Below are 24,038 nucleotides of genomic sequence, written 5' to 3'. Positions count from 1 at the left end.
GGGTGTTGTCCTCCCGGGGCAGGGCGGTCAGTCGGTGGCGGTGACGGTGAGGTGGGGGTCGGTGGTGCCGGTGGTGCCGGTCGCGGTGGGGTCGGTGGTGGCGGCGTGTTCGGCGAGGACGCCGGTGCGGTGGCGTTGGACGCACCAGTAGTAGGCGAAGCCGCCGGCAGCTACGGCGCCGACGAACAGCACGGCTCCGTAGCGCAGGTACCAGTGGTGCGGCGGGGTGGCGTTGTAGACGGCGTCGCGGGGCCAGGCGAGGTTGACGATCATGCCGGCGCCCCAGAGGACGGCGAGGACGTTGACCGGCAGGCCCCAGCGGCCGAGGGTGAACCGTCCGCCGCCGGCCGGCGTCCAGCGGCCGCGGAGCCTGGCGATCAGCATCGGGCCGGTGACCAGCAGATAGGCCAGGTAGATCATGATGATGCCGATGCTGGTGACGACGGAGAAGATCTGCGGCTGGCGGATGTTGAGGAGCAGTACGCCGAGGGAGAGCACCCCGACGATGACCGCGGGCAGGACCGGTGTCCGGAAGCGCGGGCTGACCTTGGCCATGAGGGAGGCGGCGGGGAGGTTGTTGTCGCGGGCCATGGCGAACGCCAGGCGGATGGCGGCGGTGTGCACGGCGAGCGCGCAGACGGTGACCGCGATGAGGACGCACCACAGCATGGCCTTGCCGCCGGTGTCGCCCAGGACGTCGAGGACGACGTACTGGAGCCCGTCGGTGGTCAGTCCCTTACCGTTCAGGCTGCTCACGCTCATCATGGCGAGCAGCAGGATGAGTCCGCCGAGCACGAACGAGGCGATCAGGGCGCGGAGGATGGCGCGGGGTGCGTTGCGGGACGGGTCGAGTGATTCCTCGCCGAGTGAGGCGGCGGTGTCGAAGCCGTACATGACGTAGGCGGAGGCCAGCGAGGCGGTGAGGAAGGCGCCGAGGTAGCCGAGGGGCTGGCCGGCGCCGGCGTGGTGGGTCTGGAGGACGACGTCCGGGCCGCGGACGACGTGGACGGCGAACAGCACGATCAGCACGACGGTGGCGATGAGTTCGATGAAGACGCCGGCGGTGTTGATGCGGGCCATGAGTTTGACGCCGAAGGCGTTGACGAGGGTGGTGAAGAGGATCAGTACGGCGGCGAGGAGGACGCCGTTGGTGGCGGTGTCGTAGGTGCCGGTGCCGTCGCCGATGAACTGGAAGGCGGTGGAGATCTTCGGCAGGGTGAGCTGGTAGGCGAGTGCCACGGCGGAGAGCGAGACGATGGAGGCGACCAGCATCATCCAGCCGGCCAGCCAGCCGATGTGCGGGTTGCCGAGTTTCTTCGCCCAGTTGTAGACGGAGCCGGCGACGGGGTGGCGGGCGGCGAGTTCGGCGAAGGACAGGGCGATCATCAGCTGGCCGGCGAAGACGAGGGGCCAGGACCACCAGTAGGCGGGTCCGCCGATGCCGTAGCCGAAGTAGAAGAGCTGGAAGGTGCCGGTGAGGATGGAGATGTAGCTGATGCCGGCGGCGAAGGTGTGGAAGTTGCCGAGGGTGCGTTGGAGTTCGGGGCGGTAGCCGAATTCGGTGAGTCCGGTGTCGTCCGGTTCGGTGCCGGTGGCCTGGGGGGCGTTTGGCGGTTGTGCGGTGGTTCTTGCCGATGGTGCGTCGGGTGAGCTCAAGGGCCTTCCTCCTCAGTCGAACCAGTGCACCGGCGCGGGTGCCGTGTTGCGCCAGATGTGTTTGGTTTCCCGGTACTCCGCCAGGCCGCCGGGGCCGAGTTCGCGGCCGGTGCCGGACTGTTTGAAGCCGCCCCATTCCGCCTGCGGGAGGTAGGGGTGGTAGTCGTTGATCCATACGGTGCCGAGGCGCAGTGCGGCGGCGACGCGGTCGGCGCGGGCCTGGTCGGTGGTCCAGACGGCGCCGGCGAGTCCGTAGACGGTGTCGTTGGCGAGTCGTACGGCTTCGTCCTCGTCGGTGAAGCGTTCGACGGTCAGCACGGGGCCGAAGGACTCCTCGCGGACCACGGTCATGGTGGACCGGCAGTCGTCCAGGACGGTGGGCAGGTAGTAGTGGCCGTCGGTGAGGTGGGGGTCGTCGGGGCGGGTGCCGCCGCAGCGGAGCACCGCGCCTTCGGCGATTCCGGTGGCGACGTAGGCCTCGACCTTGGCGCGGTGGGCGGCGGAGATCAGCGGTCCGGTGCGGGCGTGGGCGTCGAAGGGGCCGCCGGGCCGGATCAGCCGGGCCCGGCGCACGATCTCGTCGACGAAGCGGTCGTGCAGGGTGTCTTCGACGAGCAGCCGGGCGCCGGCCGAGCAGACCTGTCCGGAGTGCAGGAAGACGGCCGTCAGGGCGTGGTCGACGGCGGTGTCGAAGTCGGCGTCGGCGAAGACGATGTTGGGGTTCTTGCCGCCGAGTTCGAGGGCGACGCGTTTGACGGTGCCGGCCGCGGCGGCCATGATCCGCCGGCCGGTGAGCAGTCCGCCGGTGAAGGAGACCATGTCGACGTCGGGGTGGTCGGTGAGCGGGGCGCCGGCCTCGGGGCCGGTGCCCAGGACGAGGTTGGCGACGCCGTCGGGGAGCTGGGCCTCCTGGAGCAGCCGCATCAGGTGGAGGGCGGTGTGGGGGGTGAGTTCGCTGGGTTTCAGCACGAAGGTGTTGCCGGCGGCCAGGGCCGGTGCGACCTTCCAACTGGTCTGCAGCAGGGGGTAGTTCCAGGGGGTGATCAGGGCGCAGATGCCGATGGGTTCGTGGACGATGCGGCTGTCGATGGCGGGGGTGCCGGGGTCGGGCAGCCGGCCGTCGTCGGTGCCGGCCAGCCGGCCGTAGTAGCGGAAGCAGGCGGCGACGTCGTCGATGTCGGTTTCGCTCTCGGCCAGGCGTTTTCCGGTGTCGAGGGATTCGGCGCGGGCGAGCGCGGCCCGGTCGCGTGCGAGGAGGCCGGCGACGCGGAGCAGCAGGTCGCCGCGGGTGGCGGCCGGGGTGGTGGGCCAGGGGCCGTGGTCGAAGGCGTGGCGGGCGGCGGCGATCGCGTCGGCGGTGTCCTTGCCGCCGCCCTCGTCGACGACGGCGACGAGGCTGCCGTCGGCGGGGCAGCGGATCTCGCGGGTCCGCTCGTCCCGGGGGGTGGTCCAGCGGCCGCCGATGAACAGGTCAGGCACCGTCGGCTCCCAACTGTTCGAGGAGCCAGCTGTGGAAGATGCCGATGTGGTGTTCGGTGGGGACGAGGACGCCGCCGGAGCGGTAGGCGCGGGACGACATGGCGGGCTGGGTGCGTTCGCAGGCGGCGAAGTCCTGGGCGTTGACGCGGTGGAAGAGTTCGACGGACCGGGACACGTCGGCGCCGGAGGCGATGACGTCGGGTGCGTAGAGCCAGTCGCATTCGACGACCGTGCGGTCCTCGGCCAGCGGGAACATGCGGTGCACGATGACGTGGTCGGGCACGAGGTTCACGAAGACCGTGGGTTTGACGGTGAGGGCGTAGTAGCGGCGGTCCTGGTCGTCGGAGACGTCGGGGAGTTTGCCGAAGCCCTCGCTGCCGTCGACGGTGAAGCCCTTGACGCCGTCGCCGAACTCCGCGCCGTGGCCGACGTAGTACTGGGCGGCGTAGCCGTCGGCGAACTCCGGGAGGACTTCGGTGAGTTCGGGGTGGATGGTGGCGCAGTGGTAGCACTCCATGAAGTTCTCGACGATGAGTTTCCAGTTGGCCCGTACGTCGTAGGTGAGGCGTTTGCCGAGGGCGAGGCGTTCGGTGCCGTAGTGGTCGATGGCGGCGGTGTCGCCGAGTCGTTCGACGGCCGCGCCGATCACGGTGTCCTCGAAGGAGGGGGGTTCGTCGGCCAGGCACACCCAGGCGTAGCCGAGCCATTCGCGCAGGGCGACCGTGACGAGGCCGTAGGTGGTGCGGTCGACGTCGGGCATCTTGGTGAGGTTGGGGGCGGCGATCAGCTTGCCGTCGAGGTCGTAGGTCCAGGCGTGGTAGGGGCATTGGAGGGTGCGGCGGACCTGGCCTTCGGTTTCGGTGCACAGGCGGGCGCCGCGGTGCCGGCAGACGTTGAGGAAGGCGCGCAGTTCGCCGGTGCGGGAGCGGGTGATCAGGACGTTCTCGCGGCCGACCTGGACGGTGCGGAAGGCTCCGGGCCGGTCGAGGTCGGCGGAGCGGACGGCGCAGAACCACATGCGTTCGAAGATCCGCTCCTGTTCGGTGCGGAAGAGCGCGGGGTCGGTGTAGTAGTGGCCGGGGAGCGTGGCGATGAGGCTCGGTGGCAGGGGGAGCGTCGTCACGGGCGGACTCCTCAGACGGCGGGCGCGGCGGGATGGCGGCGCGGGTCGAACGGCTCGGTGGGGTTCGTGGTGGTGCGGTCGAGGATGCGGGCGTGGTGCGCGGGAGGCGCTGCGGGCAGCGGGGTCTCCTAGCGGCGGATGCGGGTCATCTTCGGGTCGAACAGCGGCTCTTCGGCGACGGTGGCGGGGAGTTTCTCGCCGAAGTACTCGATGTGTACGCCGGTGCCGGTGGTGAGGTGGGCCGGGAGCCAGGCGTAGGCGACGCAGCGGCCGAGGGTGTGGCCGTAGGCGGCGCTGGTGACGTAGCCGGCGGGTGTGCCGTCGACGTGGACGGGTTCCTTGCCGAGGACGACGGCGGCCGGGTCGTCGAGGAGCAGGGCCGTCAATTTCCTTTGTGGGGGCGGGAGTTGTTCGAGAGCGGTGCGGCCGAGGAAGTCGCCGCGGTCCATCCGGACGGCGAAGCCGAGGCCGGCTTCGTACGGGGTGTGCTCCTCGGTCATGTCGTGGCCCCAGGAGCGGTAGCCCTTCTCCAGGCGCAGGCTGTTGAACGCCGCCCGGCCGGCCGCGATGACGCCGTGCTGCGCTCCGGCTTCCCAGAGGGTGTCCCAGAGGCGGAGGCCGAGGTCGGCGGTGGTGTAGAGCTCCCAGCCGAGTTCGCCGACGTAGCTGAGGCGCAGGGCCGTGACGGGGACGTGGCCGAGGTAGGTCTGCTTGGCGCGGAAGTAGCCGAACGCCTCGTGGGAGAAGTCGTCGCGGGTCAGCGGCTGGACCAGGTCGCGGGCGAGCGGGCCCCATACGCCGATGCAGCAGGTGCCGGAGGTGATGTCACGCAGGTGTACGTCGGTGGGTGCGTGGCGCTGCAACCAGGCGAGGTCGGCGGGTGAGTTGGCGCCGATCTGGAAGCGGTCGGGGGCGAGCCGGGCCACGGTGAGGTCCGAGCGGATGCCGCCCTTCTCGTCGAGGAGCAGGGTGTAGGTCACCGCGCCCGGTTTCTTCGCGAGGTTGTTGGTGGTCATGCGCTGGAGGAAGGCGAGCGCGCCGGGCCCGGTGACCTCCAGGCGGCGCAGGGGGGTCATGTCGTACAGGGCGACCCGCTCGCGGGTGGCCCTGGCCTCGGCGGCGGCGATGGGTGACCAGTGGCGGGCCGACCAGGGGTCGCGTTCCGGGGTGTCGGTGACGAGGTGGGCGTTGGCCTCGAACCAGTGCGGGCGTTCCCAGCCGCCGCCTTCCAGGAAGTGTGCGCCGAGTTCCTGCTGGCGGGTGTGGAAGGGGCTGACGCGCAGCGGGCGTGGCTGTTCCAGGGGCTGGAGGGGGTGGATGACGTCGTAGACCTCGATGAACTGCCGGGAGCCGCGGTCGTGGACGTAGGCGGGGGAACGCTGGGCGTCCTCGAAGCGGTGCAGGTCGCATTCGTGCAGGTCGGTCTTGGCGTGGCCGTCGACCATCCATTCGGCGACCGCTTTGGCGACGCCGGCGGAGTGGGTGACCCATACCGCTTCGGCGAGCCAGAAGCCGCCGAGTGTGCCGGATTCGCCCAGGAGCGGCATGCCGTCGGGGGTGAAGGAGAAGACGCCGTTGAAGCCCTCCTCGATGTCGGTGTTGCGCAGGGCGGGCATCAGCCGGCGGCTGTCCTCCCAGCTCGGGGCCCAGTCCTCGGTGGTGAACGGGAACGAGGACGGCATGGCCATGTTGCGGGCGCGGGCCTCGTCGTAGGGGAGGACGGTGAAGGCGTCGACGGGCAGTGGTCGGTGGGCGTAGCTGCCGATGCCGAGGCGGTCGGTGTGCTCGCGGAAGTACAGGTCGCGGTCCTGGAAGCGGAGGATGGGCTTCGAGGCTTCGGTGCGGGGGTCGTTGGCGCCGGCGAGTTCCGGCAGCGGCTTGGTCCTCGCGTACTGGTGGGCGAGTGGGAGCAGGGGGACGTCGACGCCGGCCATGCGGCCGATGACCGGGCCCCAGAAGCCGGCGGCGGAGACGACGTGGGTGGCGGGGAAGGTGCCGCGGTCCGTGACCACGCCGGTGACGCGGCCGTCGGCCTGCTCGATGCCGGTGACGGTGTGGCGGTCGAGGAAGCGGGCGCCGTGCTGCTGTGCGCGTTCCATCTGGGCGCGGGCGGCGAGGACGGCGCGGGCCAGGCCGTCGTCGGGGGTGTGGAAGCCGCCGAGGATCATGGCTTCGTCGAGGAGGGGCCAGAGTTCCTTGCAGCGGCGGGGGGAGACCAGTTCGCCGCGGATGCCCCAGGAGGCGGCCCAGCCGGCCTTGCGGTGCAGGTCGGCCCAGCGTTCGGGGGTGGTGGCGAGTTCCAGGCCGCCGACCGGGTGGAAGCAGGACAGGCCGTCCATCTGGAGGGCGGAGAACTTCTCGACCGTGTAGCGGGCGAAGGCGGTCAGGGTCTTGGAGGGGCCGGTTTGGAAGACCAGGCCGGGGGCGTGGGAGGTGGAGCCGCCGGGGGCGGGCAGCGGGCCCTGGTCGAGGACGGTGACGTCGGTCCAGCCGCGGGCGGTGAGTTCGTCGGCGAGGGAGCAGCCGACGATGCCGGCGCCGATGATGACGACGCGGGCGTCGGTGGTGGGGTGGGCCGGGGTCACAGGACCACCACCGATCGCAGGACCTCGCCGCGGTGCATCTTCTCGAAGGCGGACTCGACCTCGTCGAGGGTGATCCGCTCGGTGACGAAGCCGTCGAGGTCGAGGCGTCCGCCGAGGTGGCGGTCGATGAGGACGGGGAAGTCGCGGCTGGGCAGGCAGTCGCCGTACCAGGAGGACTTCAGGGCGCCGCCGCGGCCGAAGAGGTCGATGAGCGGCAGTTCGATGGTCATGTCCGGTGTGGGGACGCCGACTTGGACCAGGGTGCCGGCCAGGTCGCGCATGTAGAAGGCCTGCCGGTAGGTCTCGGGGCGGCCGACGGCGTCGATCACGACGTCCGCGCCGTGACCGCCGGTGAGTTCCCGTACGGCCTCGACGGGGTCGGTGCGGCGGGAGTTGACGGTGTGGGTGGCGCCGAAGCGGGTGGCGCCGTCGAGTTTGCGTTCGTCGATGTCGACGGCGATGACCCGGCGGGCTCCGGCGATGGAGGCGCCGGCGATCGCGGCGTTGCCGACGCCGCCGCAGCCGATGACGGCGACGGTGTCGCCGCTGCCCACCTGCCCGGTGTGGACGGCGGCGCCGTAGCCGGCCATCACGCCGCAGCCGATGAGTCCGGCGGCTTCGGGCCGGGCGGCGGGGTCGACCTTGACCGCCTGTCCGGCGGCGACCAGGGTCTTCTCGGCGAAGGCGCCGATGCCGAGGGCGGGGGTGAGCGGGGTCCCGTCCGTGAGGGTCATGGGCTGGGTGGCGTTGCGGGAGTCGAAGCAGTACCAGGGGCGGCCGCGGCGGCAGGACCGGCAGGTGCCGCAGGGGGCGCGCCAGGCGAGTACGACGAAGTCGCCCGGGGCAAGATCGGTGACGCCGGGACCGACGGCTTCGACGATTCCGGCGGCCTCGTGGCCCAGGAGGAAGGGGAATTCGTCGTTGATCGCGCCGTCCCGGTAGTGCAGGTCGGTGTGGCAGACTCCGCAGGCCTGTACGGCGACGAGTGCCTCGCCGGGGCCGGGATCCGGCACCAGGATCGTCCGGAGCTCGACGGGTGCGCCTTGTTTCGCCGCGACGACGGCATGGACTTCGTGTGGCATGCCCTACCCCTCAGTGTTGCGCAGTGCACGACTGGTTGCGCGATGAGAGACATAGTGGGAACGCCGTCTCGGCACCGTCAAGGGGTGCGGGCCAGCTGTTCGTAAAAGGCTCCTCAGGCGTCCGGAAACGGCGGCGGGGCCGGAGCTGTGCGCTCCGCCCCCGCCGCCGTCCTTGCCCGTCAGCGGCTCAACAGGCGTATCCCATACGGCGGGAGAGCTCCTCGGCCGCGGAGACGGTGCCCTTGACGACCTCGGGCAGCCGCTCGTCGTCCAGCCGGTAGGCGGGCACGGACACGCTGATCGCCCCGATCACCGAGCCGTCGTGCGCGCGCACCGGTGCCGCGACCGCGCGCAGTCCCAGCTCCAGTTCCTCGACCGCCGTCGCGAAACCACGCTCGACGACCTCCTTGAGCTCGCGGCGCAGTTCCTCGGCCGAGGTGACCGTGCGCTCGGTGAGCCGGGGCAGTTTCCGGCCCAGGACGGCGTCCTGGACCGGTGCCGGCTGGTAGGCCAGCAGGGCCTTGCCGCTGGAGGTGGCGTGCAGCGGGGTGCGCCGGCCGAGCCAGTTCTGCGCGGTGACCGAGGCCGGGCCGCGCGCCTGCATGATGTTCACCGCGGCGTCGCTCTCCAGCACCGCGATGTTGACGGTCTCCCCGAGCTCGTCGGCCAGTTGCCGGCAGACCGCCGCGCCCTCCTGGGAAATGTCCAGCCGGACGGCGGCCGCGCCGGCCAGCCGCAGCACCCCGGCCGCGAGGAAGTACTTGCCGCGCTCCTGCTCCTGCCCGACCAGGCCGCGGCTCTCCAGCACGCCGAGCAGCCGGAACGCGGTCGATTTGTGGACGCCCAGTTCGTCGGCGACCTCGGTCACCCCGGCCTCGCCGTGCCGGGCGAGGATCTCCAGAACGGTCACCGCGCGGTCCACCGACTGCACGGCGCTGGCGGGTCCCCTCGACGGCTTGCCGTCCGTCTGCCCCTCCACGATGTCCGTCATGTGTTGGTTCTCACCACCTGGCCACCCGCTCGCGGGTCCGAAATTGAACGGTCGGCAATTCCGGGGAGCGCTTGACGCGCCCGTCCCCGGTCTGGATTCTGTTGCGCATAGCGCTCCATCGTGCGCAACACGAAACTCGATGATACCGAAGAGTAACAGGGGGGTCCTGTGATTCCTGTCTGCCACCTTGCCGACCTGCCCGCAGGCGAGTCCGTACGCATCGACACCGCACCTCCGATAGCCGTCTTCAACGCCGACGGGCAGCTGTACGCCATCGACGACACCTGCACCCACCAGGACGCCTCGCTCGCCGACGGCTGGCTGGAGGGGTGTCTGGTCGAATGCCCGCTGCACGCCGCTTCATTCGATCTCCGCACCGGTGCGCCCACCTGCCTGCCCGCCCGCCGGGCCGTACGGACCCATCCGGTGACCGTCGAGGACGGCATGATCTACGTGCACCACGTCGCCGAGGAGGGCACCGCCGCATGAAGTCGGTCGCTGTCATCGGGGCCTCGCTGGCGGGTCTGTACACCGCCCGGGCCCTGCGCGCCGAGGGGTTCGACGGCCGGCTGGTCATCGTCGGGGACGAGCACCACCGCCCCTACGACCGGCCGCCGCTGTCCAAGGACTTCCTCACCGGCACCACCGGCCAGGACCAGCTCGCCCTGACCGACGCCGAGGAGAACGCCGAACTCGACGCCGAGTGGCTGCTCGGCACCCGGGCCACCGGCCTGGACACCGCCGCCGGCCAGGTGCTCCTGGACCACGGCCGGCCGCTGACCACCGACGGCGTGGTCCTGGCCACCGGCGCCGGCCCGCGCCGCCTCCCCGGCCCGGCGCCCGCCGGAACCCACACCCTGCGCACCCTCGACGACGCCCGCGCGCTGCGCGCCGACCTGACCCGGGGCCCGGTCCGCGTCGTCGTCATCGGCGCCGGATTCATCGGGGCCGAGGTCGCCTCCTCCTGCGCCGCCCTCGGCCATGACGTCACCGTGGTCGAGGCCGCCCCGCTCCCGCTCCTGCCGCAACTCGGCGCGGAGATGGCCCGGCTCTGCACCGCACTGCACGCGGACCACGGCGTCACCCTGCTGACCGGCACGGGCGTGGCCGGTCTGCACGGCGCCGGCACCGACCCCCGCGTCACCTCGGTCGAGCTGTCCGACGGCCGCCGGCTGCCCGCCGACGTGGTGGTGGTCGGCATCGGCGTCCGACCGCACACCGACTGGCTCGCCTCGTCCACACTGCCCCTCGACGACGGTGTGGTCTGCGACGCCGGCTGCGTGACCGCGCTGCCCAACGTCGTCGCGGTCGGCGACGTCGCCAGGGTGGCCGGCGTCCGGGCCGAGCACTGGACCAGCGCGACCGAACAGGCCGCGGTCGCCGCCCGCAACCTCCTCGCCGGCCGCACGGTCACCACCCACCGGGCCCTCCCCTACTTCTGGTCCGACCAGTACGGCGTCCGCCTCCAGTTCGCCGGCCGCCGCGGTCCCCAGGACACCCCGCGGATCCTCGAAGGCTCCCCCGACGACCGCAGCTTCCTCGCCTGCTACGAACGCGACGGCCGCACCACCGCGGTGCTCGCCCTCAACCGCCCGCGCCCCTTCATGCGGCACCGCCGCGAACTCGCCCGCGCCGCCCAGCCGCTGTGACACCGGCGCGAACTCCCTGGTCGCGCTGGTGCGCCTGTGGCGCACGAGGTTAGGTTTCCCCTACCAACCGTGACGTATGGAGGAGCAGGCCTGTGATCGCGCACGACGAGGTGTTCATCCAAGGACGCTGGCGACCTGCCGTCGGGACGGATTCCATCGAGGTCGTCAACCCCGCCGACGAGCAGGTCATCGCAGCCGTTCCGGCCGGTTCCGCGGCCGACGTCGACGCCGCGGTCGACGCCGCCCGTTCGGCCCTTCCCGGGTGGGCGGCCACCGCACCCGCCCGCCGTGCCGCCTTACTGACCGCGCTGTCCGACGAACTCGCCGCCCGGCAGGACGAGATGGCCGCGCTCATCACCGCTGAAGTGGGTACCACCATCGGCTTCTCGCGGAGGGTGCAGGCCGGTCTTCCCGTCACCGTGACGCGCCTGCACGCCGAGCTGGTGGCCGACTTCGCCTTCGAGGAGCAGGTGGGCAACTCCCTTGTCCTGCTGGAGCCCGTCGGGGTCGTCGGCGCCATCACCCCGTGGAACTACCCGCTGCACCAGATCGTCTGCAAGGTCGTGCCCGCCCTCGCCGCCGGCTGCACGGTCGTGCTGAAACCCGCGGAACTCACCCCGCTGTCGGCCCAGATGTTCACCGAGTGCGTCGCGGCCGCGGGCTTCCCCGAGGGGGTTTTCAACCTCGTCACGGGCACGGGGACCCAAGCCGGCGAGGCACTGGTGCGCCACCCCGGGGTCGACATGATCTCGTTCACCGGTTCCACGGCTGTCGGCAAGCACATCGGGTCCGTCGCCGGCGCCGCGGTGAAACCCGTCGCTCTTGAGCTCGGCGGGAAGTCCGCCAACGTCATCCTCCCCGGGGCCGACCTCGCCCGGGCCGTCCGCGCCAACGTCGCCGACGTCATGCGCAACGCCGGGCAGTCCTGCAACGCCCTGACGCGCACGCTGGTGTGCGCCGATGACTACGAAGAGGCGGTGCGCATCGCCGTCAAGGAACTCGCCGCCTACCGACCCGGTGATCCGGCCGATCCCGATTGCCGCCTGGGCCCGGTGGTGAGCGGCGCCCAGCGGGAAAGGGTGCGCGACCATATCCGCAGGGGCCTGGCGGAAGGCGCCCGCCTTGTCGCGGGTGGCCCCGATGCCCCCGAAGACCTCGACCAGGGTTTCTACGTCCGTCCCACCGTCTTCGCCGACGTCACTGCCGACATGAGCCTCGCGCGGGAGGAGATCTTCGGCCCCGTGCTCTCGTTCATGAAGTACGAGGACGAGGAGGAGGCACTGCGCCTCGCCAACGACTCCGACTTCGGCCTCGCGGGGTCCGTCTGGGCGGCCGATCAGCAGCAGGCGATCGCCTTCGCGCGCGCGATGCAGTGTGGCCAGGTGACCGTCAACGGCGGCGCGTACAACCCCCTCGCCCCCTTCGGCGGATACCGGCAGTCAGGCGTCGGGCGAGAACTCGGCACGCACGGCCTGAGGGAATTCCTGCAGACGAAGTCGCTCCAGCTCTAGCACCGTTGACCGGGCGAACGCCTGCCTCGTACGGCGCACGGAGCGCCGTGGGCGACTGCGAGGCAGGCGGTTCGGAGGAATCACCTCGGGCCGGGCGGACCGGCCCCCGGGAGGTTCCCGCGGTCAGGCGTCCTTGAGTTGGCGGGTGGCGGCGTCGACGGTCTGGGTCAGGAGGGTGGCGATGGTCATGGGGCCGACGCCGCCGGGGACCGGGGTGATCAGGGAGGCGCGGGTGGCGGCCGAGTCGAAGTCGACGTCGCCGATGTTGCCGGGGTTGTAGCCGGCGTCGATGACGACCGCGCCGGGCTTGATGTGGTCGGCGGTGAGGAGGCGGGGCCGGCCGACCGCGGCGATCAGGACGTCGGCCTGGCGGGTGAGGGCGGCGAGGTCGGTGGTGCGGGAGTGGCAGTACGTGACGGTGGCGTTGCGGCCGAGCAGCAGCATCCCGACCGGCTTGCCGAGGATCGCGCTGCGGCCGACCACGACGGCGTGCCTGCCGGCCAGTTCGACGCCGTAGTGGTCGAGCAGCCGGAGGATCCCGCCGGGTGTGCAGGAGGCGAAGCCCTCGGCGCCGAAGCTCATGGTGGCGAAGGAGTGGTAGGTGACGCCGTCGACGTCCTTCTCGGGGGCGATGGCCTCGAAGGCGGCGCGCTCGTCGATGTGCGGTCCGACCGGGTGCTGGAGCAGGATGCCGTGCACGTCGGGGTCCTGGGAGAGCGCGGTGAGGGTGTCGACCAGTTCGCCGGTCGTGGTGGTGGCCGGCAGGGCCACGTGCCGGGAGCGGATGCCGGCCTTCTCGCAGCGGTTGCGCTTCATCCGGACGTACGTCACCGAGGCGGGGTCCTCGCCCACCAGGACGGTCGCCAGGCACGGGGTCCGGCCGGTCTGCTCGGTGAGGGCGGCGGCACGCTCGGCGGCCTGCTCGACGATCCGGCGGGCCGGCACGGTGCCGTCCATGAGGCGGGCGGTCGGGGACATCGGGTACTCCTGGGCGTCGTCGTGGATCGCCCAGGCGCGCGGCAGTGGCCGTGGTGGCCGGGCCGCTCCCCGGTGGTACTCCACCCAAGCGCCAGTCACGGCCCGCCGTCCACTCTAGACGACGGCCCACCCGTACGGGTGAGGAGCCGCGGAGGTGCCGGGGGCCGGCGGGTCAGGTGGCTCCGTGCCCCGGTGCGGACAGGGGCGGGGTGGTGGGGGTGGTGGCCTCCCACTGGCTGAGGATGCCGTCCCAGTCGTGCTGGGCGGCGGTGATGGCGTTGGCGTCCCAGGTGGGGGGTGCACAGGACGCCGGCGGGGGCTCGTACCCGGGGTACTCCTGGACGTCCTGGTACCCGGCGTAGTGCTCGTGCCCGTGCTGGAGCTGCTGACCGTGCTGACCGTTCTGCAGGGTCTGCACGGTCTGGCCGGTCTGGGTGTCGTGCGGGTGCTGATGGGCTTGGTGGCTGTGGTGATTCTGGTGGGGCTGGTGGGTGGGGTACTGGTGGTAGCCGGTGGACGTGGCCGGGGCGGCGTACTGGGCGGGGTGGGGGTGGGCCGTCGCGTAGGACTGGTACTGCTGGTACGGCTGCTGTTTCCAGGTGTCGTGTTCGTACTGCTCCCACGCGGGCCGGTCGGCGCGTTCGCGCCAGGCGGTCGGGCCGGTGTCGGCCGGTGGGGAGGGCTGGAGGGTGGCCATTCTCCGGTGCCGGCCGGTGCGGTCGGGCGGCGGGGCCGGGGTGGGGCGGGTCTCCGTGGACAGTTGCTGGGCGCGGGCGACCAGGAGCCGTACGTCCAGGCCGAGTTCGGTGGCGAGGGCGGTGAGGTCGACGCCGGTGTGCCAGCTGGTCATCAGGACCGCGTCGAGGGCCGGCGCCCAGGCCGGGTCGTGGGTGACCGGGGACGCGCCGGTCTGTCCGGCGGTGGTGCCGGGCGTGGTCCCGGTGGGTGCGGGCCGGTCCGCCGCGGGCCGGTCCGTGGCGGCCTGCGCCGGGGCGGGGCGGGTGGCGGTCGGCGCGGCGGCCGGCCGGTCGGGGGACGGCTCGCGTACCGTGGTCTGCTCCCGCGCCGGGGTCTGTTCGGCGAGCAGGCTCTTGGCGACCGCGCGGGCGTCGTCCTTGCCCACCGTGCGGCGGGCCAGCCGCACTTCGCGCTCGTCCAGGCCGAGCAGGTCCGCCACCACCGCGTCGCTGCCGACGGTCACGGCGAAGGCGGCCAGCGTCCGGGACCGGCGGGCCTCGGCCTCGTCGAGGAGTCCCTGCGTCCGGCGGACCTCGTCATCGCTGCTGCAAAACGCCTGTGCGAGTACCGCGTGGCGCTCCCACAACTCCCTCGGTTCCATGACAGCGACAACGTTTTTTCGTCCGGATTGGACCGCTTCCCAGGCATAGATCACTGCATGAGGTGATATTCGCGGGGTTTAACCCCATGCCTGCGGGACTCCTGTGCGGGCAGCCGCAAAAATACGCAGTGACCCCAGGCCGGAAGAATCGTTTCTACGGCCATGAGCGCACCCACCTCCGGCACCGTCGCAGGTCACGGTCACACGTTCCTCCCCCGTCCCGCGGCCACGCCACGCTGGATCACCGCGGAAATCGCCCGGCAGACCCCCGTCTACGCATCGCTGGTGCGCCTGTGGACGGAGCGCGCGGCCACGGTACCCGGAGTCGCCGATCCGGAGTGGCAGCGGCTGGTCTCCTACCGGGCCCTGATGGAGGAGACCGAGACCGCGCTCACCGCGCTGCGGCCGCACCGGGCGCCCGACGTGCTGCCGCCCCGGCGGGCGGTGCCGGCGGCCCGGCCCGCGCACCAGGACGCCTGAGCCGCGGCGGGCGGGACGCCGGGCGGACGCCAGCGCGCGGGCGATCCGCGGTGTTGACGCCGGATCCCGCGCGGCCGCCGGGCCTCACCGCAGGGTGTAGCCCCCGTCCGGGTAGAGCGTCGAGCCGGTCATGTAGCGGTTGGTGAAGAGGAACAGCACCGCGTGCGCGATCTCGTCCTCGGTGCCGAGCCGGTGCAGCAGGGTGTCCCTGGTGTACTGCGCGAAGGCGGCCTCGCGGTCCTGGGCCGGGCGCCCGGCCCAGAGGTTGCCGTCGACGGTGCCGGGCGAGACGACGTTGACGCGGACCGGGGCGAGTTCGACGGCCAGGCCCCGGGCGAGTCCCTCGATCGCGGCGTTGCACGCGGCGTAGGCGGGCGCGGGCACCGGGGGCCGGGCACCCGCGGCGCCGGACATCAGCACCACCGAGCCGTCCTGGGACAGCAGCGGCGCCGCGTGCTTGGCGACGTGGTACTGGCCCCAGAACTTTGAGGTGAAGGGGCTCGCCGCGTCCTCGTCGCTGAGCTCGCGCATCGGGCCGACGCGGTAGTCCGCGGCGGTGGTGAAGACGTGGTCGACGCGGTCGAGCGGGCCGAAGAAGGCGGCGACGGAACCGGGGTCGGTCACCTCGACCGGGTGCCAGTCGGCGGCGTCGCCGAGCGCGTCGGCCGCGGCCGCGAGCTTGCCGGGCGTACGGCCGCCGAGGACGACCCGGGCGCCGGCCGCGACGGCCCGGTGGGCGACGTGCAGTCCGATGCCGCTGGCGCCGCCTATGAGGACGACGACCCGGCCGCGCAGCTCGTCGCCCCGCGGCGGCTCTCCCGGGGGCGGCGGTGCGGCGCCGGGTGTGGTGGTCGGGAGCGGCATGGGCGGTCCTTTCCTCATCGGGTCCTGGGCCGGACCGGGCAGACGCATGATCAGGAATCCGAACGCCGCCCGCCTCCGGAACATTCCGCTCCGCTCACGTCATGATTCCGCCAGGAGCCGGAGCGCCGCTGCCCGGCGTCCGGGACGGCAGCCACCACGAACTGATGAGGGCTCACATGTCGAAACCACCGCTTCCCGCATCCGCCACCACGATGCTCGCCAAGCCCAACCCCTCGGTGATCACCACCCTGCGGTCCGACGGCCAGCCGGTGTCCACCGCGACCTGGTACCTCTGGGACGACGGCCGGGTGCTGGTCAACATGGACGAGGGCCGCAAGCGGCTCCAGCACCTGCGCGACGATCCGCGGGTGACGCTGACCGTGCTCGACGAGGGCAACTGGTACACCCATCTGACCCTGATCGGGCGGGTGGCCGAGCTCCGGGACGACGAGCAGCTGACCGACATCGACCGGCTGGCACAGCGCTATCTGGGCAAGCCGTATCCGCAGCGGGACCGGCGCCGGGTCAGTGCCTGGATCGAGGTCGAGCGCTGGCACGGCTGGGGCAGTCTGAAGGACAGCAGTCAGGCCGGTTGAGGGCGCGGCCGGTCGGCCGGCCCGGTGGGTCCGGCCGTCAGCCGGTGCGCTGCTGCTGGAGCCGGGCGGCGACGGTGGCGACGTCGTCGCCGATGGTCAGGACGCCGTTGATGTCCGGTGCCGAGGCGCCGTTGACGCCGGCGAAGAAGACGTCGAACCGGCCCTTGCCGCGGTCCAGATAGCCGGCGATGGTCTCGGCCCCCACGGCGATCCGGTTGTTGAGGTCGTCGGCGCCGGCCACGGTGCCGGTCTTGGCGAAGACCTTGCCGCGGGCGGGGCAGTGCCGGCAGTTGTCCGCGAGGGAGCCGTCGACACCCAGGACGGGCAGCGCCTCGCGGAAGCGCCGCGCCTCGGGGGTGCGCTGCCAGTACGTCAGGATCTGGGCCAGGGCGCGGGGGGTGGTCCGGTCGGCCGGATTGCCGCCCCGGCCGTCGGCGAGCTGGACGGCCCGGCGGTCGACCCCGGCCCGGTCGAGGAACGCGGCGAGCACGGGGAACCCGTCCTGGCAGTCGGTGCTCCCCTTGTGGGTGGCCATCAGGCAGATCGCGAGGTTCGCGCCGAGGTTGTGGCTGACCTTGAGGATGAGTTGGGCGTACTCGGCGTAGGGCGGGGAGGTGTAGCGGGCGACCGTGGTGGCGCCCCGGTAGGAACGGGGCAGCCGGGCGGCCGGGTTGGGGCCGACGGACGGCGCGGTGACCTGGACGCCGGCCCGGGCCAGCGCCTCGATCAGGGCGGTGCGGCCGAAGGCGTTGGGGTCCTTGACCGGGGCGATGCGCAGGACGGGCGCGGAGCCGGCGGGGATGGTACCGGTCAGCCGGATGCGGGTGCCGTCGGGGGAGGTCGTGACGGTGATGTCGGCGGGCCGGCCGGCCGCGACGGTGCGGACGGCGGAGGTGACCCGGTAGGGCGCGACCTTGGGGCGCACCTCCAGGCCGGCGGGGGCGCCCGGGCCGCTGCCGGGGGTGGTCAGCAGGTCGATGACGTTGTCGTTGACGATGAGCGGGGTGGGCACGGGGTCGAGTGCGGGGTCGGGGCGGAACAGCCGCGGGTCGATGACCACGTCGCCGACGACCCGCCGGATGCCCGATGCCCTTACCTGCCGGGCGAGTTGGTCGAGGCCGGCCAGCGGGTTCTGCGGGGTGAGGGTGGCTCCGGGGATGTCGTTGGCGTAGGTGTGGTCGATGGTGGTGTAGGCGACGGTGCCGTTCTTGCGGGTCCGGCCGCCGAGGGTCAGATCGCCCTGGGCGACCAGGTCGAGGTCGCCCCTGAGGGTGCCGTTGCGGCGCTGTCCGACGGCGTACACCGAGGTGACGAAGCGGTGGCCGCTGCCGAGGGTGTGCCAGGCTCCGCTGACGCCGAATAGCTTCGCGGTGGATCCGGGCAGGAAGAACTGGTCGGCGTAGCGGGACCGGATCACCTTGCCGGTGCGCGGGTCCTGCTGGAACAGGCCCCACTGGGCGTGCCGGTAGGGGGGTTTACGCAGGACGTCGGCGGCGCGCGGGTCGAGTCCGCCCTGGTCGGCGGGGGTGCCGGTGGCGGCGCCGGTGGGCCTGCCCGTGGGCGGCGGCGGTGTCTCCCGGACGAGACCGGTGAGGACGATGCCGGCGGACAGCAGGAGGGCGGTGGCGACGAGGGTGCGCCGGCGGTTCCTGCTGCGGATGGCGGATGGTGACATGCAGACTCCGTGGACAGGGGCGCGGACCGCCGCCGGTTGGGCATGCAGGAGGCCCGGGAGGTGTGTTTCCCGGGCCTCCTGCGCGTGACTGCCTGACGGGGATCAGAGGAGCCCGAGCAGACCGAGGCCCAGCAGGCCGCCGCGGCCGTAGCCGTCGCGACCGTAACCGTCGCGGCCGTAACCGTCGTGGCCGTAGCCACGGTCGAAGCCGTCGTACCCGTCGTTGCGGCCGTAGCCGTAGCCGTCGCGGCGGCCGTCGCGGCCGTAACCGTCGTAGCCGTCGTGGCCACCGTGCCCGAGGCGGCCCTTGCCCTTGTGGTGGCCGCCCTTGTGGACGCCCTTGTGCCCGCCGTGGTGTCGGTTGTGGTGCCGGTCGTGCCGGTTGCCGTGGTGGCCCTCCTCGCAGCGCTGCGGGGAGCACAGGGGGCTCTGGGTGCTGCTGGGGGGCGCGGTCATGGCGGTGGCGGCGCCGGCCGTCGGTACCACGAGGGCAGCCGCGGTCAGGCCGGCCACTGCGAGGCCGCGAGGGATCGAACGGAGCATGTTTCCACCTTCACTCGACTCTGCAGAAAATGAATATTCTCTGCATACGCGACGATAAGGAGGGTTTTGCCCCTTGACCTGCGACTCGCCGAGGAATCACCGGAACGCCGTACAAAATGGGGCAAACGACACGACCAACTTCGGGTGCATTCCGGGCGCGCCCCTCGCGTCCGCGCCCTCACCCCTGGCCCCCTCCCGGCCACCTCCCCCTTCAGCCGGTCGCCCCGTCAATCCGTCACCCCGTCAGTCCGTCTCCCCGTCAGCCGGCAGGTGCTCCAGCAGATTCCGCAGCGCTCCGGCGGTGAGCGTGCAGACCGTGTCGGGGTCGGCGCTCGCCAGCGGCTCCTTGCCGACCACCACCCGCATCAGGCCGATGCCCAGCAGCCAGGACAGCGCCAGATCGCCGCGCAGTCCGCCGTCGTCGGACGCCGAGAGGGTGGCCAGCACCTCGGCGTACTCCTCCCCCAGGCCGCGCAGCGCGTCCGCGATCTCGTCGCTGCCGCCGATGGAGCGCAGGCACACCTCCAGGGAACGGTCGGCGCCCGGCCCGCCGCCGCCGGCGAGCATGCCGCGCAGCGCGACCTCGAACAGCCGGTCGGCGGGGGTGGTCCGCAGCTGCTCCTGTCCGCCGCGCGCCATCACCTCGCCGAACAGCGCCTTCTTCGTGCCGAAGTAACGGAACAGCAGGGCCTGGTTGGCACCCGCGCGGGCAGCGATGTCCCGTACCGTCGCCCGCTCGTACCCCCGCTCCGCGAACAGCTCCGCCGCGGCGTCCAGCAGTCGCCGCCGGGTGCCCTGGGCGTCCCGGCGGCAGGTGCCGTCCGTGCCGTGCTGGGAGGTCTCCCCCATCGTCGTGTCACGCTCCTTTCCGTCGGCCCGTCACGATGACGGCGCCGATGCGTCGTTGACCGCTCCGGAGGAGCGGCATACCTTGTGTAAGCAGGTGCTTACACAAGGGAGGTCACCTTGACCACAGCCGACACAGCACCCCTTTCCTACCCCTTCAATGTCGCCGAGAGCCTCGACCTCTCGGACGTGTACGAGCAGGTCCGCGACCGCCCGGGGCTGCTGAAGGTGCAGCTGGCCCACGGCGAGCCGGCCTGGCTCGTCACCCGTTACGCGGAGGCCCGGTTCGTCCTCGGCGACCAGCGTTTCAGCCGTGCGGAGAGCGCCAAGCACGACGAGCCCCGGCAGTCCGAGGGCCGCCGGGACAGCGGCATCCTGGGCATGGACCCGCCGGACCACACCCGGCTGCGCACCCTGGTCGCGAAGGCCTTCACAGTCCGTCAGGTCGAGAAACTCCGGCCGCAGGTCCAGCAGTTGACCCGGGAACTGCTCGACGGGCTGGAGGCCGCCGGGCCGCCGGCCGACCTCGTGGACCGCTATGCGCTGCCCATTCCCGTCGCGGTGATCTGCCGCCTGCTGGGCGTACCGGAGCAGGACCGCCCGAAGTTCCGGGTGTGGAGCGATGCCGCGCTGTCGACCAGCTCGCTGACGACCGAGGAGTTCGACGCCAATCAGGAAGAACTCCGCGCCTATATGCGGCAGTTGATCGAGGAGCACCGGCGCGCTCCGCGGGACGACCTGATGACCGCGCTGATCGACGCCCGGGACACCGGCGACCGGCTCTCGGAGCTGGAACTCGTCGACCTGTGCATCGGGATCCTGGTCGCCGGGCACGAGACCACCGCCACCCAGATCCCCAACTTCGTGCTGACGCTGCTGGACCACCCGGACCAGCTGGCCCTGCTGCGCGAGCGGCCCGAGCTGATCGGCGGCGCCGTCGAGGAGTTACTGCGGTTCGTCCCGCTCGGCAGCGGCGCCGGCCAGGCCCGCTACGCGACGGAGGACATCGATGTCGGCGGCACGCTGGTGCGGGCCGGCACACCCGTGCTGGTCGCGGTCGGCGCCGCCAACCGCGACGCGCTGCGCTTCGACGCGCCCGGCACGCTGAACATCACCCGTACCGGCAACCAGCACCTCGGCTTCGGGCACGGCGTCCACCACTGCCTCGGTGCCCCGCTGGCCCGGCTGGAACTCCAGGAAGCGATCGGCGCCCTGATCACCCGCTTCCCCGGGCTCCATGTGGCCGGCGACGTCGAGTGGAAGACCCAGATGCTGGTGCGCGGCCCCCGGGTCCTGCCGGTGGGGTGGTGAGTGCGCCGATGACGTGGGAGATCGAGATCGATCCGCAGCTGTGCATGGCGTCGGGCTCGTGCGCCGCCATCGCACCGGACCTCTTCGCCCTCGACGGTGCGCACGCCCGGCCGCTGCGCGACCGGATCGAGGAGGACGAACGCGCCCTCGACGCCGCCGACGTCTGCCCCGCCATGGCGATCACCGTGCGGGCCGCCGGAAAGGTCCTCGGCCCGCGCCCCTGAGGCGGTGGCCGCCGTTCGGCACCGGTGGGGCATGGCCGGCCGCCACGCCCCACCGGGCCGTACGGACGTGCCTCAGCGGGCCGGCGTCCACGTCGGCTCGATCCGGGCTATCTGCCCGGTTTCCAGGGCCACATGGAGCGCACCGTCGGGGCCGAACGCCAGGCCGTGCGGCTCGGCCTTGCGGTCCGGCAGGTCGTACTCCTCGATACGGCCGTCCGGGGTGAGGTGGCCGATGCGGCCGGCGGCCCATTCGGTGAACCAGCAGCCGCCCGCGGGGCCGGCGGTGATGGCATGCGGCCGGGCCGCGCGGTCCGGGAGGGGGAACTCGTCGATCCTGCCGTCCGTCGTGATGCGGCCGATCTGCCCCGCACCGATCTCGACGAACCAGAGGGCGCCGTCCGTACCGCAGGTGATGCCGACCGGTCCGGCAGCCTCGGTCGGCAGCGGGTGGAGGGTGATCGCACCGTCGAGGCCGATCCGGCCGATGGCGTTGGCCTGGTGGAGCGTGAACCACAGCGCCTCGTCCGGCCCGGCGGCGAGCGCCGACGGGAACGCCCCGGTCACCGGCAGCGGGAACTCGGTCACCCGGCCGTCGTCCGGGGTGAGGCGGCCTATGCGGTCGCCGTGCATCTGCGTGAACCACAGCGCGCCGTCGGACGCGGCCGCGATGCCGAACGGGCCGCTGTCCGGGGCGGGTACGGCGAACGACGTGGCCTCGCCGGTGACCGTGATCCGCCCGATCCGGTGGTCCCGGGCCCGGGTGAACCACAGGGCGCCGTCGGGTCCGGGCGTGATGAGCGACGGCCCGCAGTCCGGTGCGTCGAGGGCGTACTCGTCGAGCCGGCCGTCGGGCGTCAGCCGCCCGATCCGGCCCGCGTGGACCAGCGTGAACCACAGCGCACCGTCGGGGCCGGCGGTGATCGCGTACGGACCGGCGGTGGCGTCGGAGACGGAGGCGACGACCGAGACGCGAGGGAGGGAGGGGGCCGGGAGGTGGGGGCTGGGGGTGGAACGTGGGGGCACAGGTCTCCTGTTGTTGCTCATTGCTGCATGACCGCCTAGCACTTACTGCTACTTCAGTTGCGTTAACGGCAGGATGTCATGAAGCGGCCCGGCCGGCAAGGCATTTCGAGAGAGGGATCCGGGGGCGAGCTTCTGACGGACCGTCATATCGTTGACCCAGGCGTTCCGTGCCGAAGGCGGGGTGCGACGATGGGCCGTCATGGTTGCGGGGCAGGTACTCAGGGGGCTTCGGGCCGCGGTGTTCGCCGTGGTCTGTGTGCTGCTCGCCGCGCTGGGTCACTCGGTGATGTCCGGTACGGCGGTGCCCGGGTGGATGCTGCTCACCGCCGGCGCGGCCACCACGGCCGGCGCCTGGTGCGTCGCGGGCCGGGAGCGCGGGCCGTTGCTCGTCGGCCTGCTGACCGTCGGCACCCAGGCCGCCCTGCACAGTGCCTTCTCGTTCGGCCAGGCGATGGCCGGTTCGGGCGCGGGGCAGCTGCCGCTGGTCCGGCAGTGGGCGGACCGCTTGCTGTGCGGCGCCGAGGAACTTCCGGTCTCCGGGGGCGATTCCGCGGAGATGCTGCGCTTGATGCACCGCCAGATGGCCGCGGCGCCCGGGATGTCCGGCGGAACGCACGACATGGCCGGGATGGCGGGCATGCCGGGGATGCCGGGCATGGCACATCCGGGCGGTGCAGGGCACGGCAGTGCGGCCGGCATGCTGGCGGCCCACCTCCTCGTGGCGCTGCTCAGCGCCTGGTGGCTGTGGGGCAGTGAACGGGCCGCCTTCCGTCTCGTCCGGAGCGTGTCGGCCCGTTTGTTCGCGCCGCTGGCGCTGGTGCTGCGGGTCGTGCTGCCCGACGCGCCGCCCGCCGTACGTGCCGCGCGTCAGGAGCCGCGCCGGGCCGTGCGCACGCTCCTGCTGGCCCACGCGATGTCGCTGCGGGGCCCGCCGCATGAGCCGGCTGTCCGCTGACAGCACGGTCGAATTCCCGAGCCGGGGACGGGCGCCGGGCGCTCAGGTCCCCGCTCCGACTTCACCGGTCACCGCCGCGTGCGGGGGCCGGGTCATGCGAAGGACTCCAGATGATCAATCGTGTCCGGATGCCGGTGGCGACGCCGCCCGTGTCCATGGCCGCCGCACGGGGCGCCCAGGTGGCCTCAGCAGCCCGCGGCCGCTTCTCCTGTGTTTCCCTCCTGGTGGGCGCGGGCGGCCCCGCCCGGCCGTACGGGCCGCGTCCGCAGCGCGGCGAGCAGCGTCTCGACGGTCGCCGGGTCGCCCCCGGCCGCCGCGCTCGCGTGCGCGACCCGCACCGACAGGGCACGCGCCTGTGCCTCGAAGCGCCGGCAGTCGGCGCAGCCGGCGAGATGCTCGTCGAGCAGGCGTGGCGTCAGGCCGGGTGGCAGCTCCTCCCCGTCGAGACGGGCGGAGAGGGCCGTACGGAGGGGCGCGCAGTGCATACCGCCATCCTCTCCGAAGCGCGGACCGGCGGCGAGGGGCGGTCGCGGAATGCGGGATGACGAGGCGGTGACCGGCTGGGCGCTGGCCGCCCGGACCGGTGACGAGCGGGCCGTCGAGCAGTTCGTCCGGGCCACCCAGCTCGACGTGCGGCGCTATGTGACGCATCTCAGCGGCGATCCGCAGGCCACCGACGACCTGGTGCAGGACACCTATGTGCGGGCGTTGCGCAGTCTGCCGCGGTTCGAGGGCCGGTCGTCGGCCCGGACCTGGCTGCTGACCATCGCCCGGCGGGTGGTGGCGGACCGGTTCCGGTCGCATGCGGCGCGGCCCCGGCTGGCCGCGACCGACGACTGGCAGGCGGCGGCCGAGCGGGCGCAGCCGCGCGGGGTGCCCGGCTTCGACGAGGGCATCGCGCTGACCGGGCTGCTGGCGGCGCTGGCACCGGAGCGTCGGGAGGCGTTCCTGCTCACCCAGGTGCTGGGGCTGCCGTATGCGGCGGCCGCCGGGGTGATGGGCTGTCCGGTCGGGACCGTGCGGTCCCGGGTGGCGCGGGCCCGGGAGACGCTGGTGGCGCTGCTGGCGGAGGCGGAACGGCCGGAGCCGGCCGAACGGCCGGGGGCGCTCGCGGGCGCGGTGGCCTGA

General features: G+C 72.5%; 23 protein-coding genes and 1 riboswitch. Of the genes, 9 read left to right on the top strand and 14 right to left on the bottom strand.

Annotated elements, in window-relative coordinates:
- Positions 1-27 precede the first annotated feature (27 nt).
- From ACGF4C_RS17570 to ACGF4C_RS17545, 6 genes are all read right to left on the bottom strand, one after another.
- A complete protein-coding gene (locus tag ACGF4C_RS17570) occupies positions 28-1,656 on the bottom strand; it encodes an APC family permease (protein WP_393567160.1) in 1,629 nt (542 codons plus the stop codon).
- A gap of 12 nt (positions 1,657-1,668) precedes the next feature.
- Positions 1,669-3,135, bottom strand: coding sequence for an aldehyde dehydrogenase family protein (locus ACGF4C_RS17565; RefSeq protein ID WP_393567159.1), 1,467 nt, complete (start codon positions 3,133-3,135; stop codon positions 1,669-1,671).
- Positions 3,128-4,258 (bottom strand): aromatic ring-hydroxylating dioxygenase subunit alpha, encoded by a 1,131-nt coding sequence (locus tag ACGF4C_RS17560; protein ID WP_393567157.1) that lies wholly within the window; start codon positions 4,256-4,258, stop codon positions 3,128-3,130. Before ACGF4C_RS17560 ends, ACGF4C_RS17565 begins: the two co-directional genes overlap by 8 nt.
- A 128-nt stretch (positions 4,259-4,386) precedes the next feature.
- A complete protein-coding gene (locus ACGF4C_RS17555; protein ID WP_393567155.1) occupies positions 4,387-6,843 on the bottom strand; it encodes an FAD-dependent oxidoreductase in 2,457 nt (818 codons plus the stop codon).
- On the bottom strand, positions 6,840-7,925 hold the full coding sequence (locus tag ACGF4C_RS17550) for an S-(hydroxymethyl)mycothiol dehydrogenase (RefSeq protein WP_393567153.1): 1,086 nt from the start codon (positions 7,923-7,925) through the stop codon (positions 6,840-6,842). Before ACGF4C_RS17550 ends, ACGF4C_RS17555 begins: the two co-directional genes overlap by 4 nt.
- A 187-nt stretch (positions 7,926-8,112) precedes the next feature.
- On the bottom strand, positions 8,113-8,916 hold the full coding sequence (locus ACGF4C_RS17545) for an IclR family transcriptional regulator (protein WP_393567152.1): 804 nt from the start codon (positions 8,914-8,916) through the stop codon (positions 8,113-8,115).
- A 168-nt stretch (positions 8,917-9,084) separates the two neighbouring features.
- Here ACGF4C_RS17545 and ACGF4C_RS17540 point away from each other — a divergent pair, with 168 nt between their 5' ends.
- The 3 genes from ACGF4C_RS17540 to ACGF4C_RS17530 all read left to right on the top strand — a co-directional run bounded on the left by ACGF4C_RS17540 (position 9,085) and on the right by ACGF4C_RS17530 (position 12,076).
- A complete protein-coding gene (locus tag ACGF4C_RS17540) occupies positions 9,085-9,405 on the top strand; it encodes a bifunctional 3-phenylpropionate/cinnamic acid dioxygenase ferredoxin subunit (protein ID WP_030411057.1) in 321 nt (106 codons plus the stop codon).
- Positions 9,402-10,565 carry an NAD(P)/FAD-dependent oxidoreductase gene (locus tag ACGF4C_RS17535; protein ID WP_393567150.1) on the top strand — a complete coding sequence of 388 codons (1,164 nt, stop codon included), beginning with the start codon at positions 9,402-9,404 and terminating at the stop codon, positions 10,563-10,565. The genes ACGF4C_RS17540 and ACGF4C_RS17535 overlap by 4 nt, the downstream gene beginning before the upstream one ends.
- A 92-nt stretch (positions 10,566-10,657) precedes the next feature.
- The gene (locus ACGF4C_RS17530) at positions 10,658-12,076 is read left to right on the top strand and encodes an aldehyde dehydrogenase family protein (protein ID WP_393567148.1); all 1,419 of its coding nucleotides are present in this window, start codon (positions 10,658-10,660) and stop codon (positions 12,074-12,076) included.
- 123 nt (positions 12,077-12,199) lie between these two features.
- On the opposite strand, the gene ACGF4C_RS17525 is transcribed toward ACGF4C_RS17530, so the two are convergent.
- Both ACGF4C_RS17525 and ACGF4C_RS17520 read right to left on the bottom strand, forming a co-directional pair.
- Positions 12,200-13,054: a bifunctional 5,10-methylenetetrahydrofolate dehydrogenase/5,10-methenyltetrahydrofolate cyclohydrolase gene (locus ACGF4C_RS17525; RefSeq protein ID WP_393567146.1), complete on the bottom strand. Its 855-nt coding sequence runs from the start codon at positions 13,052-13,054 to the stop codon at positions 12,200-12,202.
- A gap of 21 nt (positions 13,055-13,075) precedes the next feature.
- Positions 13,076-13,163, bottom strand: a riboswitch (ZMP/ZTP riboswitch).
- A gap of 63 nt (positions 13,164-13,226) precedes the next feature.
- On the bottom strand, positions 13,227-14,393 hold the full coding sequence (locus ACGF4C_RS17520; protein ID WP_393567144.1) for a hypothetical protein: 1,167 nt from the start codon (positions 14,391-14,393) through the stop codon (positions 13,227-13,229).
- 162 nt (positions 14,394-14,555) lie between these two features.
- Here ACGF4C_RS17520 and ACGF4C_RS17515 point away from each other — a divergent pair, with 162 nt between their 5' ends.
- Positions 14,556-14,873, top strand: a complete 318-nt coding sequence (locus ACGF4C_RS17515) for a hypothetical protein (RefSeq protein WP_393567142.1) — start codon at positions 14,556-14,558, stop codon at positions 14,871-14,873.
- A gap of 84 nt (positions 14,874-14,957) precedes the next feature.
- Here ACGF4C_RS17515 and ACGF4C_RS17510 read toward each other — a convergent pair whose 3' ends face one another.
- On the bottom strand, positions 14,958-15,737 hold the full coding sequence (locus ACGF4C_RS17510) for an SDR family oxidoreductase (protein WP_393567140.1): 780 nt from the start codon (positions 15,735-15,737) through the stop codon (positions 14,958-14,960).
- Between the two features lie 176 nt (positions 15,738-15,913).
- Here ACGF4C_RS17510 and ACGF4C_RS17505 point away from each other — a divergent pair, with 176 nt between their 5' ends.
- A complete protein-coding gene (locus tag ACGF4C_RS17505; RefSeq protein WP_030411064.1) occupies positions 15,914-16,333 on the top strand; it encodes a PPOX class F420-dependent oxidoreductase in 420 nt (139 codons plus the stop codon).
- Positions 16,334-16,370: 37 nt separating this feature from the next.
- Here ACGF4C_RS17505 and dacB read toward each other — a convergent pair whose 3' ends face one another.
- The 3 genes from dacB to ACGF4C_RS17490 form a co-directional block, all read right to left on the bottom strand.
- Entirely contained in the window at positions 16,371-18,008 is a 1,638-nt protein-coding gene (dacB, locus tag ACGF4C_RS17500) for a D-alanyl-D-alanine carboxypeptidase/D-alanyl-D-alanine-endopeptidase (protein ID WP_393567137.1), read from the bottom strand.
- A 102-nt stretch (positions 18,009-18,110) separates the two neighbouring features.
- The gene (locus ACGF4C_RS17495; protein ID WP_393567135.1) at positions 18,111-18,551 is read right to left on the bottom strand and encodes a hypothetical protein; all 441 of its coding nucleotides are present in this window, start codon (positions 18,549-18,551) and stop codon (positions 18,111-18,113) included.
- A 243-nt stretch (positions 18,552-18,794) separates the two neighbouring features.
- Positions 18,795-19,400, bottom strand: a complete 606-nt coding sequence (locus ACGF4C_RS17490; protein WP_393567133.1) for a TetR/AcrR family transcriptional regulator — start codon at positions 19,398-19,400, stop codon at positions 18,795-18,797.
- Between the two features lie 117 nt (positions 19,401-19,517).
- Here ACGF4C_RS17490 and ACGF4C_RS17485 point away from each other — a divergent pair, with 117 nt between their 5' ends.
- Entirely contained in the window at positions 19,518-20,708 is a 1,191-nt protein-coding gene (locus ACGF4C_RS17485; RefSeq protein ID WP_393567132.1) for a cytochrome P450, read from the top strand.
- A gap of 8 nt (positions 20,709-20,716) precedes the next feature.
- A complete protein-coding gene (locus ACGF4C_RS17480) occupies positions 20,717-20,932 on the top strand; it encodes a ferredoxin (protein ID WP_393567130.1) in 216 nt (71 codons plus the stop codon).
- Positions 20,933-21,004: 72 nt separating this feature from the next.
- Here ACGF4C_RS17480 and ACGF4C_RS17475 read toward each other — a convergent pair whose 3' ends face one another.
- Positions 21,005-21,853, bottom strand: a complete 849-nt coding sequence (locus ACGF4C_RS17475; protein WP_393567248.1) for a virginiamycin B lyase — start codon at positions 21,851-21,853, stop codon at positions 21,005-21,007.
- Positions 21,854-22,154: 301 nt separating this feature from the next.
- Between ACGF4C_RS17475 and ACGF4C_RS17470 the strand changes: the two genes are divergently transcribed.
- The gene (locus ACGF4C_RS17470) at positions 22,155-22,910 is read left to right on the top strand and encodes a PE-PGRS family protein (protein ID WP_393567128.1); all 756 of its coding nucleotides are present in this window, start codon (positions 22,155-22,157) and stop codon (positions 22,908-22,910) included.
- 185 nt (positions 22,911-23,095) lie between these two features.
- Here the strand turns inward: ACGF4C_RS17470 and ACGF4C_RS17465 are convergent, their stop codons facing one another.
- Positions 23,096-23,395: a zf-HC2 domain-containing protein gene (locus tag ACGF4C_RS17465; RefSeq protein ID WP_393567126.1), complete on the bottom strand. Its 300-nt coding sequence runs from the start codon at positions 23,393-23,395 to the stop codon at positions 23,096-23,098.
- A gap of 49 nt (positions 23,396-23,444) precedes the next feature.
- Here ACGF4C_RS17465 and ACGF4C_RS17460 point away from each other — a divergent pair, with 49 nt between their 5' ends.
- A complete protein-coding gene (locus ACGF4C_RS17460; protein ID WP_393567124.1) occupies positions 23,445-24,038 on the top strand; it encodes a sigma-70 family RNA polymerase sigma factor in 594 nt (197 codons plus the stop codon).

This window comes from Streptomyces sp. NPDC048197 (assembly GCF_043202395.1).
In the GTDB taxonomy this organism is placed as follows: Bacteria; Actinomycetota; Actinomycetes; order Streptomycetales; family Streptomycetaceae; genus Streptomyces; species Streptomyces siderophoricus.
This window is presented reverse-complemented; position numbering and strand designations above follow the sequence as displayed.